This window comes from Wenyingzhuangia marina, from assembly GCF_900130035.1.
Classification (GTDB): Bacteria; Bacteroidota; Bacteroidia; order Flavobacteriales; family Flavobacteriaceae; genus Wenyingzhuangia; species Wenyingzhuangia marina.
The window spans coordinates 155,999-170,024 of record NZ_FQXQ01000006.1 but is presented as its reverse complement, the minus strand read 5'-3'; the positions used below and the strand labels follow the sequence as shown (position 1 = coordinate 170,024).

The window sequence follows — 14,026 nt, the reverse complement described above, 5'->3', positions numbered from 1 at the left end:
GCTTGTCATAGATAGCCAATAATTGTTTGGAGGTTGCTTTGGTGAGTGGATACAATCTGGTTCCAGATCCTCCGGCTAATATAATTCCTTTCATATTTTTCTTTGTTAAGGGTTACTTTGCAAAAATTCTTGCAAAATAATAGTAGCACTAATTTTATCAACCAAACCTTTGTTCTGTCTTTTTTTCTTACCAATACCACTAGCAATCATGGTATCAAAAGCCATTTTAGATGTAAAACGTTCATCAAATCTTACAATGGGAATGTGGTAAGTGCTGTCTAATTTTTTAATAAACTCTTTAATATAAACTTCACTTTCACTTTCTAAACCGTTCATTTGTTTAGGTTTTCCTATTACAAACAGTTCAACAGTATTTTGTTTTAAATACTGGTTTAAATAACTAAAAATTTCTTTGGTAGGTATGGTATCTAATCCAAAAGCCATCATTTTTAAATCATCGGTTTCCGCCAACCCCGTTCTTACGGTTCCATAATCGAAAGCTAATATCTTGGACATAATTAGTTTTTTATAATTGTTGAATAATAATTAAAAGTTAAAAGATCTTATTAAGAATTATGTTTATTTTTTACGGATACCAAAATCAGTATATTTTTTCTTAAGATTTTTTGTTTCCTTACGTATTGCTAAGTTTTTATTAATAGAATCTTGAGTAGCATACCCTCTTGGGTGATCTAAATGTAAGCAAACTGTACTATATCTTATTTGAATTGGTTTGATACCGTAATTTACTAATCTTTCTCCCAACTCTCTGTCTTGACCACCATATTGCATACGTTCATCAAAACCATTTATAGCTAAAATATCTTTTTTCCAGCCAGATGCATTGTGTCCGTTCCAACTTGGAGTTGTTGGAGTGATAAAATTTAAAAACGTACTTTTTATCTTAGAAGCATTAATTTTATTATTCTTAAAAGAATTTCTCATTCCATTTTTTTTCAACCAATCTTTGTCAAAACAGTTTCCATTTTCAATATCTTCCTTTGAAATAAGGTTAGATAAATCCATAGGTAATTTGTGATATCCACCTGAAAGAAAACATCCTTCTTTTTTTTTGACAGAATGTGTTTCAACAAAATTAGGCATAGGAATACAATCCCCATCAGACATTAGAATATAATCAGAGGAGCAAGAAAGAATAGCTTTGTTAAGTATTTTTGATTTTTGAAAACCATTGTCTTCATGCCAAACATGTATAATAGGATAATTAACTTCTTTAGAGATTGAATTAATCAAGTCAATTGTTTCTTGTTTAGATCCATCATCAGCAATAACCATTTCAAAGTCTTTAAATGTTTGTTGGTTATAGCCCCATAATGTTTTTGCTAACCATTTTGGAGCATTATAGGTACTAATAATGATAGAAATAGATGCCATTTTAAAATGTTTTTTCAAAAATATGAAAACTATATGTTAGATTAATGATATTTGTAAAAAGGAATTTAAAAATATAAACGAAATGAAGATTCTGTTTGTGGGAAAGATCAACTTGGATTATAATAGGGTTCGAGTTTTGATAAATGGTTTGAAAAAGAGAGAAGATGTTGAAGTTCGTTCATATGAATTTAAAAAAAGAAGTAGTTTTGATAAGGCTCATTTTTTAGAATTAGAAAAAGATGTAGATTATATTTATGTACCACCTTTTAGGCATCAGGACATTAAACTTATAAAAAAGTATACTTCCAAGCCTATAATTTTTGATCCATTAATTTCAAAGTTTATGACCAAAGTAATTGATTACGGTCATTTTTGGAAAGCACCTATAAAATATTGGTTGGATTTTATTCCTTTTCACAGAGCAGACATTTTACTAACAGACACTTTACTACACAAAAAATATTTTTCTAAGACTTTTTTTATATCAGAAGATAAAATAAAGGTACTTCCTATTGGAGTTGATACAACCGACTTTAATCATAAAAAAGTATTAAAATTTAGAGATAATGTTTTTAAGGTTGGTTTTTATGGAAGCTTTATTCCTTTGCAAGGAGTAGATGTAATTATTGATAGTGCTATTTTACTAAAGGATGTTAAAGATATAAAGTTTGAATTGATAGGTGATGGTGTTTTTTATGAGAAAATAAAAAGTAAAATAGCAAAACACAAGCTAACCAATGTTTTGTTAAAAGGCTGGGTAAAGTATGAAGAACTAAATATTGAAATTGCTAAATATGATATTTGCTTAGGGATTTTTGGAAAGTCATTTAAAACAGATATTGTGATCCCAAACAAAGTATGGCATTATGCTGCCATGGGTAAATGTATTATTACAAAGGATACTCCTGGTATAAAAGAGGTTTTTACAGATAATAAAAACATAGTTTTAATTCCAAATACAGCAAAGGCTTTAGCAGAGACTATTTTTTATTTAAAATCTGATTTTGATAAAATAGATAGTGTAGGAGTAAAAGCAGCAGAAGTTATTCAAACAAAATATACTGAAGAGCATATTGCGGATATTTTTATAAATGCTATAAAATAGAAGATAGCAGCATACAAGTGTCTCTGACCTATTTAAGAGAATTTATAGATACCAAATAGTCGTTTAAGCTTATATTCTATTAGCTTCTTAGTGAAACTTTTTCGACTAGAACCCAATTTTAAAAACCATTTGTTTCCTCTGACTCCATTGCCTGGTAAATAGTTAATGGTGAAATTTGTTTTCCAGGCTGCATAATTACAACTAAGTTGATCTCTACGACTACCTGTATTTAATTCCTCCCACCATTTTTCCATAAAAGCAATAACATCTTTATGGTTATGTTGTCTAATTAGAACAGAGCCTCTGATTAAACCATTGTTTTTAGGGTATCCTTCATTTCTATATTTTTCTAATTGTTTTTTCATGACTTCAGTATGGTCTTTAAAAACCCCCTTTTGTTTATGTAAGGACAAAATATGTTCAAGTTCTTTATAGATACAATTTCTAGCGTCACCAGTAATTAAGTTATGATTGAAACAGGTAAATAGATTGTTTTTAAAAACATTTTTTATTAATGATATAATGTCTCCAATAATTAAATAATTGGCATCAATATATATACTAATGTCATATTCTTTTAAATGTTTGTGTGGTAGTATCTTGTAATATCTATTAGATCTAGTATTATCTTCGTGAATAGGAGGAGTTATTTTTATAACTTTCCAAGAGTTGGAGGAAACATCTTGGTCTGTATAGCAGATGTAGTCAACTCCTTTTATTTTTGGTTGTTCAATAATACCACAGTACTCTCCGAAAAGAGCAGTATATACTACTATTTTTTTTAAACTCATAATTATAATCTATTTGAGACGTAATTTTTTCTTTAGTTTTTTAATAAATAGATCTTTATTTGAGGTATAAGTAGGGTAACGATTTAAGTTTCCTTCAATTAAATCAGTATTATAATTTGGATATTGATTATTTATAATTTTTTTATAATTTTTGAGATTTCTCAGATTATATGTATTTCTAGTAAAAAGAGTTCTTTTAATAAAAGGAAATCCTTTTTTTATCATTTCATCCCAGTTTTTTAATGGATCATTGGTGAATTTTCCAAGAATATCTGGCATATAAGTGTCATATTTGTAGCCATTTTCATGTAAACATTTTGTTAGGCCATGTTCATATTTTATAACAATATTTCTTCTAATATCTTCTTTTTGAATACTTAGAATAAAATTTTTAAAGATATCAGATAGAAAAGAGCTTTTGTTTAATGCTACAAAATAACTTTGTATATGAGGAGATTTATCTACAGTATTATGAGTCATTCCCCAAAAATCTAAAGGAAGACTCTCCATTTTAGTGAAAATTTTATCAAAAGGAACAAATGGGCCATAACAGGAGTCGTTAGCAAGGATTAACCAATCATAATTTTTAAGAATGTCTTTTTCTATAACTAATTTATAGGCTCTTTTATGTGATCCAAAATCATATTCTCCATGTTTTATACCTGTTTGAAAAAGGCACAAATGATTTATTTTTTCTAATTCATTAATTGATAATTCTCCATCAGAAGAGAATATAATATCAGATACTTTTTTTAATTCAGTTAAATAGAAAATAACATAATCATCTATCTGGTTGTTAGGGTCAAAAAAGGAAAAAAAAGAAAGTCTTTTCATTTGTTCAAGAGTATCTTAAAATAATATGGTTAAAACTATATTTTGCAAAGAACGTTAATTTAAAATAAAAATTATATAACAGTGTTTTGTAATGCTGTTATAGGTTATAAACCTCACTATTATTACATGATTAGTTATAACAAACATAGTATACAATATTTTTAAGCAACCTTTTTTGAATATCAACATCTAACCAATGTAAATATGCTACATGAAAAATAATGTAGAATTAAAATAATAATTATAATGAATATTGGTTATGATGCAAAAAGGGTGTTTCATAATACCACTGGTTTAGGAAACTATAGTAGAGATACTTTAAGGATTTTAGCAGATCAGTTTATTGATCATAAATATTTATTATACAACCCTAGATTAGGAAGTATTAATAGGTTAGAGTTAAAATCTAACATGTTTGTTTGTATGCCTAAAATAAAAATTTGGAAAAAATTAAATTCTTTATGGAGACAAAAAGCGATAGTAAAAGATTTATTAGAAGATAATGTTCAAATTTATCATGGGTTAAGTAATGAATTACCTATTGGTATTGAAAAAACAAATATAAAAACAGTTGTTACCATTCATGATTTAATTTTTTTAAGGTATCCAAAACTTTATTCATATTTAGAAGTAAAAATTTATTTAAAAAAATTTAATAGAGCAGTTCATGCTGCCGATAAAATTATTGCCATCAGTGAGCAAACAAAAAAAGACATTGTAAATTTTTTTAAAATAAAAGAAGAAAAAGTAGAGGTTGTTTATCAAGGATGTCATGCTGCATTTAAAGAATCTTACAGCACAGAGGAAAAACAAAAAGTAAAAGATAAATATTTTTTACCTCATAAATATTTGTTGAATGTGGGAACTATACAAGAGCGAAAAAATTTATTAACTATTGTAAAAGCAATTAAAAACACATCAGACCATTTGGTGGTGGTTGGTAAAAAGACTAAATACTTAGATAAGGTGAAAAAATATATTATAACCAATGGAATGGAACAAAGAGTGCACTTTCCACAGGTGGTAAACATGACTGATCTAGCCATGATTTATCAGATGGCTAATATTTTTATTTATCCAAGTGTTTTCGAAGGTTTTGGAATTCCAATAATTGAAGCATTGTTTTCAAAAATACCTGTTGTTTCATCAAAAGGAAGTTGTTTTAAAGAAGCTGGGGGGCAAATAGTATTTATATAAAACCACATGATAAAAAAGCATTAAAAAAAGCTATTTATAGGATTCAAGATGATAATGAATTGCGAGTAAAAATGGAAGAAAGTGGATGGAAATATGTTCAAAAATTTAATGACAAAGTTATAGCTGAACAACTGATGAAGCTTTATAAGAATTTAAGCTAAACTAGTTTGTTTTGTCTTTAATAACAGATGATGGAAGGAAAAAAAAAGATATTAATTGATTTAGAGAGGCTAAGATATCCAAACTCAGGAATCGCAAATGTATTTAAGAACTTAGTGTTTGGATTGTTAAGTTTTTCGCAAGTAAATAAATTAAAAGTCTCATTATACGGACCCCAAGAAATATTAGCTGATTTAAAAACAGGTTTTGAAATTAGAAAAAGAAAGACCATTCATAAATTAGTGCCTTTTTATACTTATAAGTATCATATTATTCACACCAGTCATCAATTATCTTCATATTTTCATTTTAAAAAATCAGGACAGAAAAAAGTGGTAACTCTTCATGATTTAAATTTTATTCACGAGAAAATTTCAAAAAAAAAATATAATAAAGAGTTAAAAAAAGTTCAAAAGAACATATATAATGCTGATGTTATTGTTTTTATTTCTGAATTTGTTAAACAAGATTTTTTAGAAAACAAAAAATTATTTTCTTTTAAAAAGGAACCCGCGTTAAAGGTCGTTTATAATGGAATTCTCTTTCCGGATATAACCATTAATTACAACCTAGGAAGCTATAGATTTTTGGCAAGTAAAAAATATATTTTAAATATAGGTGTATTGTTTAGAAAAAAAAATCAATTATCTCTTGTAAGAATGTTACCTCATATAGAGGAAGATTTGGTTTTAGTGATTTCAGATTGTAACCAAGAATATTTCAAAATAGTTAAAGAAGAAATTAAATGCTTGTCAGTAGAGCATAGAGTTCATTTTTGTCATAATGTTAGTGATGAAGAAAAATGGGCCTTAATTAAATATAGTACATGTATGTGTCATCCATCTACTGCTGAGGGCTTTGGGATTCCGCCTATTGAAGCTATGGTTTTTGGGAAGCCAGTATTCTTGAGTACTAAAACGAGTTTACCAGAAATAGGTGGTAGTTTGGCTTTTTATTTTCAAAATTTTGATTCAGATCATATGGTGGCCGTTTATAAAAACGGAATGCAAGAATTTTATGATAATGAAACAGAGTATCAAGAAAATTTAATCCGTTGGTCAAAAAAATTTGACTATAAAATGATGGCAAAAGCATATTTAGAGATTTATAAAGAGTTATAAAAAAAGAAAATGATTAATGAATAAAATAGGAGTAAATTATATAGGTTATTTTAATGAACCATGTGGCTTGACAGAAGCATCAATTTCTAATGTAAAGGCATTAGAATTTGTAGGAGTAAATGTAAATGTTGTGAGTTATCTTTTTAACCATAAGAGAGATGTTTATAATCATCAAAAAAAAGAAAATGCAAAAAAGTATCCTATAAATATTTTTCACATCAATATAGGAACGATTAAACAGTTTGTTAAAAAAACAGGAAAAAAACAATTTAAGAATAGATATAATATTGCTTTTTGGGTATGGGAGTTTAAAGAAATACCAAAAGATATTATTCCATACATGAGTTTGTTTGATGAAATATGGACTGCAAGTGATTTTTGTGTTGATATTTTTTCAGCTAAAGCTCCATGTCCAGTAATTAGTATTCCTCATCCTGTCCAAATACCTACATCAGCATTAAGTAAAAGGGATTTAACGCTAGAAGAAGATACCTTTAACTTTTTAACCATTTTTGATTCTCATAGTGCTATTCTAAGAAAGAATCCTTTTGCTGTTGTAAAAGCTTTTAAAAAAGCATTTACACAAAATGAGAAAGCAACACTTATTATAAAAAGCATTGGTTTAGATGATTTTCCAGAAGAAAAGCAAAAACTAGAGAATATACTTAAAGAGAATCATAATATTAGAGTTATTAATGAACGAATTTCAAGACAAGAGTTAACAGGACTTATAGAAAACACAGATGCTTTGGTCTCTTTGCATAGGTCAGAAGGTTTTGGACTTACTTTGGCAGAAGCTATGTATTTTAAAAAACCTGTTATTGCAACTGGTTACTCTGGGAATATGGTTTTTATGAATAATGAAAATAGTTTTCCAATAGGATATTCTTTAAAACCTTTAAAAGGAAGCCATGGAATGTTAAAAAAAGGATTTATAGCTGCAGATGCTAATATTGAAGAAGCCGCTTTAAAAATGAGACAAGTCTATAAAGGGGAAAATAGTATAGATATAATTGAAAATGGACAAAGGTTTATTAAAAAAGAGTTGTCTTATATAAGTATAGGGAATAAAATGAAAGAACAATTAACGAATGCAAAATTACCAAGAAATAATAATTTATTAGCAGAGTTGATACTTAAGTTAAAAAAAATATAAACGTTAACAACAATTAAATAAATGAAAAATTTAAAACACTTTTTTAAATATTTAGCTCCTTATAAGTTAAATTTTATATCAAGTATTTTTTTTAATTTTTTGTACTCATTTTTCTCTGCATTGTCAATGCTGTCTTTAATGCCAGTTATGAATGTTTTGTTTAAAGAAGGAGAAAAAATATATCAAAAACCAGTGTTTAATGGTTTAGGAAGTTTAAATAAGGATACGCTAGAGAATTATTTAAATTATTTTATAACTGTTAATACAAATGAAAAAGGTGCTTTTAGTACATTAATATGGATGATGGTTTTTATGATTATAGCCTTTTTCTTAAAAAATTTATTTGCTTACTTGTCAATGGTGTATATGACATATTTAAATAACGGAGTTTTAAAAGATTTAAGAAATGATGTTTATTACAAGGTGACATCTTTAAAATGTCTCTTTTTTTTCAAGAGAAAAAAAAGGAGATTTAATTTCAAGAATGACAGCGGATATTACAACCATTAAATCATCATTTATGAATGCTATAATGATGATTGGAAGAGAACCGTTAACCTTGTTATTTACTTTAGGAGCAATGTTTTGGATTAGTTGGAAATTAACAATTTTCGTGTTAATATTTCTGCCAGTATCGGGTTTCTTAATATCAAGATTAGGGAAAACTATTAAAAATATTTCGGGAGATATTTTTGCCTTAGAAGGGAATTTACTTTCTAGAATAGAAGAAACGCTTGGAGGAATTAAAATTATTAAAAACTTTACAGCGGAAGTTTTTTTTAAAAGTAAGTTTAAAGAACAGTCTGAAGAAATTAATTACAAAAATAATGTTATTGGGGCTAGAATGGCCATGGCGGGTCCTCTAAGTGAATTTTTAGGAGTTTTTACTATTTCTATTTTGTTTGTTTATGGTGGTACTTTGGTATTATTAGAAGAAACCTTAACGGGTGGTGCTTTTATTACCTATATGGGATTAGCCTATCAAATTTTAACGCCAGCTAAAGCTATGGCAAAGGCAAGTCATGCCATACAAGGAGGAAATGCGGCATCAGAAAGAGTTCGTTTTATTTTAGATGCACCTAATCCTTTAATAGATGCTGAAGGAGCTAAGGTTATTACAGGTTTTGAGAGAGAAATTAAATTTAATAATGTGTCTTTTAAATATGAGAATGAATATGTCTTAAAAGACTTTAGTTTAACTGTTCCAAAAGGAAAAACAGTAGCACTGGTTGGAGAATCTGGTAGTGGAAAATCTACCCTAGCAAATTTGATAACTAGATTTTATGATGTTAATGAAGGTAGTATTACCTTTGATGGATTGGATATTAGAAATGTAACTACAAAATCTTTAAGAAGTCAAATGGGGATTGTTGCTCAAGATTCTATTTTATTTAACGATACTATTGCTAATAATATTTCTTTAGGCGTAGATAATGCATCTGAAAAAGATATTATTCACGCTGCTAAAATATCAAATGCTCATAATTTTATATCTGAATTTGATAAAGGTTATCAGAGCAACGTAGGAGATGGAGGGAGTTCATTGTCAGGAGGTCAAAGACAAAGGGTTGCTATCGCAAGGGCTGTTTTAAAAAATCCACCTATTATGATTTTAGATGAAGCAACTTCTGCTTTAGATACAGAGTCTGAAAAAGTGGTCCAAGATGCTCTTGAAAATATGATGGCAAATAAAACTTCAATTGTAATAGCACACAGATTATCGACAGTAAAAAATGCAGATTTAATTGTGGTGATGAAAAAAGGTAGCATTGTAGAAAAAGGAACTCATCAAGAATTAATTGCAAAAGGAGGAATGTATACAAAACTAGTGAGTTTACAGTCTTTAGATATTTTAAATTAATGGAAACAGAGAAGAAACTTAATAATAAACAAACAATTCTTTATCCTACAGACACTGTTTGGGGAATAGGTTGTGATGCTACTTCTGAAGCAGCGGTGGCAAAAATATATGCCATTAAAGAAAGAGAAGAAACCAAAAGTTTGGTCATATTGGTGAGTTCTTTGGAAATGCTAAAAAAATATGTAGCTGAGGTTCCTAATAAAGCTTTAGAAATATTAGAAAAAGCCACAAATCCAACAACTATTGTATATGATCATCCTATAGGAATTGCAAAAAATGCCATAGGAAAAGACAATACCATTGCTATTAGAATTGCTTCTGATGATTTTTGTAAAAAAATGATTGCTGATTTTGGGAAACCTATTGTTTCTACCTCTGCAAATATTAGCGGAGAACCCACTCCAAAACAGTTTTCTGAAATAAGTCCAGCAATTTTGAATGAAGTAGATTATGTAGTAGATTTGCACCACGATAAAATTTGTGAAAAATCCTCAACGATTATTAAGGTCACAAATCAAAATCAGGTAACCGTAATACGTGCTTAATGCAAATTCTAGAAAACTATAAAACAGCTATTCAACACAATGTTTTTGAATATATTACCCAAGCCGCAAAGGAATTACAAGTAGATGCTTTTGTGATTGGTGGTTTTGTACGTGACTTTATTTTAGAAAGGGGAACGGCAAAAGATATTGATGTAGTTGCTGTAGGTAGTGGAATTGATTTGGCTTTAAAAGTTGCAGATTTGTTGCCAAACAAACCAAAAGTTCAGGTTTTTAAAACCTATGGAACGGCTATGTTGCGTTATCAAGACATAGAAATTGAGTTTGTTGGGGCTAGAAAAGAATCTTACACAGAAGATAGCAGAAACCCTGAGGTTGAAGAGGGAACTTTACAAGATGATCAAAATCGTAGAGATTTTACCATCAACGCTTTGGCAATTTCTTTAAACGAAAATTCTTTGGGTGATTTGTTAGATCCTTTTGGAGGAATTGATGATTTAAAATCTAAAATAATTCGTACTCCTTTAGATCCAGATATTACTTATTCTGATGATCCTTTAAGAATGATGCGTGCTATTAGGTTTGCAACGCAATTAAATTTTGAGATTGAAAAGGAGTCATTAGAAGCTATTAGTAAAAATGCAGAAAGATTAGAAATCATTACTCGTGAAAGAGTCATGGTAGAAATCAATAAAATGTTAGAAGCCCCAATACCATCTGTAGGTTTTTTACATTTAGAAGAAACCGGACTGTTACACCAAATTTTGCCCGAATTAACGGCTTTAAAAGGAGTACAAGAGGTAGAAGGACAAAAGCATAAAGATAATTTTTATCACACTTTAGAAGTTGTTGATAATATTTCTGAAAATACAGATGATGTTTGGTTACGTTGGGCAGCTTTGTTACATGATATTGGAAAAGCTCCTACCAAACGTTTTTCTAAAAAAGTAGGATGGACCTTTCATAATCACGAATTTGTAGGTTCTAAAATGGTGTTTAAACTTTTTAAGAGATTAAAATTACCATTAAATAATAAAATGAAGTTTGTACAAAAAATGGTGTTGTTAAGCTCAAGACCTATTGTATTGGCTTCGGAAGTAACCGATTCTGCTGTACGTAGATTAATTTTTGATGCAGGTGATGATATTGAAAGTTTAATGACTTTGTGCGAAGCAGATATTACGACTAAGAATCCAAATAAATTTAAACGTTACCATAATAACTTTAAATTGGTAAGAGATAAAATTAAGGAAGTTGAAGAACGTGATAAGGTTCGTAATTTTGAGCCGCCAATTTCTGGTGAAATCATCATGAAAACTTTTAACTTAAAGCCATGTAGAGAAATAGGTCAGATTAAAGATTATATCAAAGAGGCTATTTTAGATGGAAAAATAGCTAACGATTATGATGAAGCGTTTGATTTAATGTTAAAAAGAGGTGAGGCGTTAGGATTAAAAGCTTAATTTAAAAGATAAATAAAAAAAGCCGAAGAGAAATCTTCGGCTTTTTTATTGTGTTGGTTGATTAAGAATATTGTTTCATAAATTCCTCTGCCTTATCAACCATGTTTCTGCTTCCACAAATAAAAGGAACTCTTTGATGTAATTGGGTAGGTTTAATATCTAAAATTCTTTTGTAACCATCACTTGCTTTTCCATTGGCTTGTTCAGCTAAAAAAGCCATTGGATTACATTCGTATAACAATCTTAATTTACCTTCAGGATTTTTGGTGCTTTTTGGATACATATAAATCCCTCCTTTAATCATATTTCTATGAAAGTCCGATGCTAAAGATCCAATATATCTACTAGTATAAGGTCTGTCATCTTCAATTTGCTGACAATATTTAATGTATTTTTTTATTCCTTCTGGAAATTCTAAATAGTTTCCTTCGTTTACAGAATAAATATTTCCATCTTCAGGAAATTCCATGTTTGGATGAGATAAGTAAAAAGTACCAATAGCGGGATTTAAGGTAAAACCATTCACACCATGTCCGGTAGAATAGACCAACATGGTTGAGGTTCCGTAAATAATATAACCTGCTGCAACTTGATGTTTTCCTTCTTGTAAAAAATCTTCCTTAGTTACAGGGGTTCCAATAGGTGTAATTCTTCTATAAATAGAAAAAATAGTTCCTACAGATACATTTACATCAATATTAGAAGAACCATCTAGGGGATCTATTAAAACCACATACTTATTTTGATGATTTTTGTCTTTACTATTCACCACAATAAAATCATCTTCTTCTTCACTTGTAATTCCACAAACAATATTTCTATTAATCATGGTTTGTATAAATCTGTCATTGGCATAAACATCTAACTTTTGTTGTGCCTCCCCTTGAACATTTACGTCTCCAGCAGCTCCAGTAATATCAACCAATCCAGCTTTGTTTACTTCGTGGTTTACTACTTTTGCAGCCAATCTAATGGAGTTAATTAAGCTTGACAATTCACCTGTGGTGTATTTAAAAGCATGTTGATTTTCGTTGATAAATTCCCCTAAGGTTTTGTGTTGGTGTAACATGTAGTTTAAGTTTTATTAGCTGCAATAAATATCATACTTTTTTTTATTTTACTACAACGATTTCGTAACTTGTTTTTGTCTGTTTTTAAGCAGTTTACGAATGTTTTTTTGGTGTTCTTTTTACACTTGTTTAGGTTTTTGAATCAGATAGATGTGGAATTGGAATAATAGAAAATAAAAAAAGGCTAGAAAATATTTTCTAGCCTTTTTTAAGTAGGAGTTTAAGTCTTTTATAGACTGTAACTTTTTTCTTTAAAATAATTAAAGTTTTCTCCTTCTTTAATTTGTTTAACACTTTCAAATATTAATTTAATAACGTTTTCTACATCACTTCTATGAACCATTTCTACAGTGGTGTGCATATATCTTAACGGTAAAGAAATTAAAGCAGAAGGGACACCTCCGTTGCTGTAGGCAAAAGCGTCTGTATCAGTTCCTGTTGCTCTTGATGATGCGTGACGTTGGAATGGAATGTCGTTTTTCTCTGCAGTTTCAATAATTAATTCTCTAACATTGTGTTGAATAGCAGGAGCGTAAGAAATTACTGGTCCTGCACCAATTTTACTATCTCCTTCGGATTTTTTATCAATCATAGGAGTGGTAGTATCGTGGCAAACATCGGTTATAATAGCTACATTTGGTTTAATGGTTTGGGTAATCATTTCAGCTCCACGTAAACCAATTTCTTCTTGTACAGAGTTTGTTACATATAAACCAAAAGGTAAATCAATATTGTTTTCTTTAATTAAACGAGCTACTTCTGCAATCATAAAACCTCCCATACGGTTGTCTAAGGCTCTACAAACAAATTTATTTCCGTTTAAAATTTCAAATGTATCAGGATATGTAATCACACAACCAACATGAACGCCTAAAGCCAAAACTTCTTCTTTGGTATCGCAACCAACATCAATAGTAATGTTTTCAATTTTTGGAGTATCTTCTTCTTTTCCTTTTAGCCTTGTGTGAATTGCAGGCCAACCAAAAACACCTTTTACAATTCCTTTTTTAGTATGGATGTTCACCTTTTTTGATGGAGCAATAATATGGTCACTACCACCATTTCTGATTACATGAATCAATCCATTGTCAGTAATATAATTTACATACCAAGAAATTTCATCAGCATGACCTTCAATTACAACTTTATATTCAGCCTTAGGATTAATAACTCCTACAGCAGAACCATATGCATCTGTAATAAATTCATCAACATAAGGTTTTAAATAATCCATCCAAATTTTTTGCCCATTACTTTCGTAACCCGTTGGAGCAGCATTGTTTAAATATTCTTCTAAAAAGTTTAATGACTTTTTGTTTAAAATGGTCTGTTCACTCATCATGTATCGATTTTTAAGTAACCAAAAATACT

13 protein-coding genes and 1 pseudogene are annotated in these 14,026 nt (G+C 29.1%); 7 read left to right on the top strand and 7 right to left on the bottom strand.

The annotated features are described in order from the left end of the window. The 3 genes from BUB70_RS13045 to BUB70_RS13035 form a co-directional block, all read right to left on the bottom strand. The coding region (locus BUB70_RS13045; protein ID WP_262508097.1) for a sugar phosphate nucleotidyltransferase at positions 1-94 on the bottom strand (94 nt) is incomplete at its 3' end. Between the two features lie 11 nt (positions 95-105). After that, positions 106-516, bottom strand: coding sequence for a Holliday junction resolvase RuvX (gene ruvX, locus BUB70_RS13040; protein ID WP_073122303.1), 411 nt, complete (start codon positions 514-516; stop codon positions 106-108). A 63-nt stretch (positions 517-579) separates the two neighbouring features. Further along, positions 580-1,395 carry a glycosyltransferase family 2 protein gene (locus BUB70_RS13035; RefSeq protein WP_073122301.1) on the bottom strand — a complete coding sequence of 272 codons (816 nt, stop codon included), beginning with the start codon at positions 1,393-1,395 and terminating at the stop codon, positions 580-582. Between the two features lie 148 nt (positions 1,396-1,543). On the opposite strand from BUB70_RS13035, the gene BUB70_RS13030 reads away from it, so the two are divergent. Then, on the top strand, positions 1,544-2,500 hold the full coding sequence (locus tag BUB70_RS13030) for a glycosyltransferase (RefSeq protein WP_159431434.1): 957 nt from the start codon (positions 1,544-1,546) through the stop codon (positions 2,498-2,500). A 32-nt stretch (positions 2,501-2,532) separates the two neighbouring features. Here BUB70_RS13030 and BUB70_RS13025 read toward each other — a convergent pair whose 3' ends face one another. Then, on the bottom strand, positions 2,533-3,291 hold the full coding sequence (locus tag BUB70_RS13025; protein ID WP_073122296.1) for a glycosyltransferase domain-containing protein: 759 nt from the start codon (positions 3,289-3,291) through the stop codon (positions 2,533-2,535). A gap of 9 nt (positions 3,292-3,300) precedes the next feature. After that, complete coding sequence (locus BUB70_RS13020) at positions 3,301-4,125, bottom strand: rhamnan synthesis F family protein (RefSeq protein ID WP_073122293.1); 825 nt, start codon at positions 4,123-4,125, stop codon at positions 3,301-3,303. Positions 4,126-4,371: 246 nt separating this feature from the next. Here BUB70_RS13020 and BUB70_RS13015 point away from each other — a divergent pair, with 246 nt between their 5' ends. From BUB70_RS13015 to BUB70_RS12990, 6 genes and pseudogenes are all read left to right on the top strand, one after another. Beyond that, the gene (locus tag BUB70_RS13015) at positions 4,372-5,322 is read left to right on the top strand and encodes a glycosyltransferase family 4 protein (RefSeq protein ID WP_308691627.1); all 951 of its coding nucleotides are present in this window, start codon (positions 4,372-4,374) and stop codon (positions 5,320-5,322) included. A 191-nt stretch (positions 5,323-5,513) separates the two neighbouring features. Then, complete coding sequence (locus BUB70_RS13010) at positions 5,514-6,602, top strand: glycosyltransferase family 4 protein (protein WP_084730288.1); 1,089 nt, start codon at positions 5,514-5,516, stop codon at positions 6,600-6,602. 16 nt (positions 6,603-6,618) lie between these two features. After that, positions 6,619-7,758 carry a glycosyltransferase gene (locus BUB70_RS13005; RefSeq protein ID WP_073122289.1) on the top strand — a complete coding sequence of 380 codons (1,140 nt, stop codon included), beginning with the start codon at positions 6,619-6,621 and terminating at the stop codon, positions 7,756-7,758. A 21-nt stretch (positions 7,759-7,779) separates the two neighbouring features. After that, positions 7,780-9,619, top strand: a pseudogene (locus BUB70_RS13000) (ABC transporter ATP-binding protein). Further along, positions 9,619-10,164, top strand: coding sequence for an L-threonylcarbamoyladenylate synthase (locus BUB70_RS12995; RefSeq protein WP_073122287.1), 546 nt, complete (start codon positions 9,619-9,621; stop codon positions 10,162-10,164). Before BUB70_RS13000 ends, BUB70_RS12995 begins: the two are co-directional and overlap by 1 nt. Next, positions 10,164-11,585 carry a CCA tRNA nucleotidyltransferase gene (locus BUB70_RS12990; protein WP_073122284.1) on the top strand — a complete coding sequence of 474 codons (1,422 nt, stop codon included), beginning with the start codon at positions 10,164-10,166 and terminating at the stop codon, positions 11,583-11,585. The genes BUB70_RS12995 and BUB70_RS12990 overlap by 1 nt, the downstream gene beginning before the upstream one ends. A 61-nt stretch (positions 11,586-11,646) precedes the next feature. Here BUB70_RS12990 and fbp read toward each other — a convergent pair whose 3' ends face one another. After that, positions 11,647-12,654, bottom strand: coding sequence for a class 1 fructose-bisphosphatase (gene fbp / locus BUB70_RS12985; RefSeq protein WP_073122281.1), 1,008 nt, complete (start codon positions 12,652-12,654; stop codon positions 11,647-11,649). A 230-nt stretch (positions 12,655-12,884) separates the two neighbouring features. Then, positions 12,885-13,994, bottom strand: a complete 1,110-nt coding sequence (locus BUB70_RS12980) for a M42 family metallopeptidase (protein ID WP_073122279.1) — start codon at positions 13,992-13,994, stop codon at positions 12,885-12,887. Positions 13,995-14,026: the final 32 nt, after the last annotated feature.

Bases quoted from the DNA above. Each gene is read 5' to 3' on its own strand.
- BUB70_RS12995 (WP_073122287.1), top strand. From the start codon at position 9,619: ATGGAAACAGAGAAGAAACTTAATAATAAACAAACAATTCTTTATCCT.
- BUB70_RS13035 (WP_073122301.1), bottom strand. From the start codon at position 1,395: ATGGCATCTATTTCTATCATTATTAGTACCTATAATGCTCCAAAATGG.
- BUB70_RS13010 (WP_084730288.1), top strand. From the start codon at position 5,514: ATGGAAGGAAAAAAAAAGATATTAATTGATTTAGAGAGGCTAAGATAT.
- BUB70_RS12980 (WP_073122279.1), bottom strand. From the start codon at position 13,994: ATGAGTGAACAGACCATTTTAAACAAAAAGTCATTAAACTTTTTAGAA.
- BUB70_RS13025 (WP_073122296.1), bottom strand. From the start codon at position 3,291: ATGAGTTTAAAAAAAATAGTAGTATATACTGCTCTTTTCGGAGAGTAC.
- BUB70_RS12990 (WP_073122284.1), top strand. From the start codon at position 10,164: ATGCAAATTCTAGAAAACTATAAAACAGCTATTCAACACAATGTTTTT.
- BUB70_RS13015 (WP_308691627.1), top strand. From the start codon at position 4,372: ATGAATATTGGTTATGATGCAAAAAGGGTGTTTCATAATACCACTGGT.
- ruvX (WP_073122303.1), bottom strand. From the start codon at position 516: ATGTCCAAGATATTAGCTTTCGATTATGGAACCGTAAGAACGGGGTTG.
- fbp (WP_073122281.1), bottom strand. From the start codon at position 12,654: ATGTTACACCAACACAAAACCTTAGGGGAATTTATCAACGAAAATCAA.
- BUB70_RS13005 (WP_073122289.1), top strand. From the start codon at position 6,619: ATGAATAAAATAGGAGTAAATTATATAGGTTATTTTAATGAACCATGT.
- BUB70_RS13020 (WP_073122293.1), bottom strand. From the start codon at position 4,125: ATGAAAAGACTTTCTTTTTTTTCCTTTTTTGACCCTAACAACCAGATA.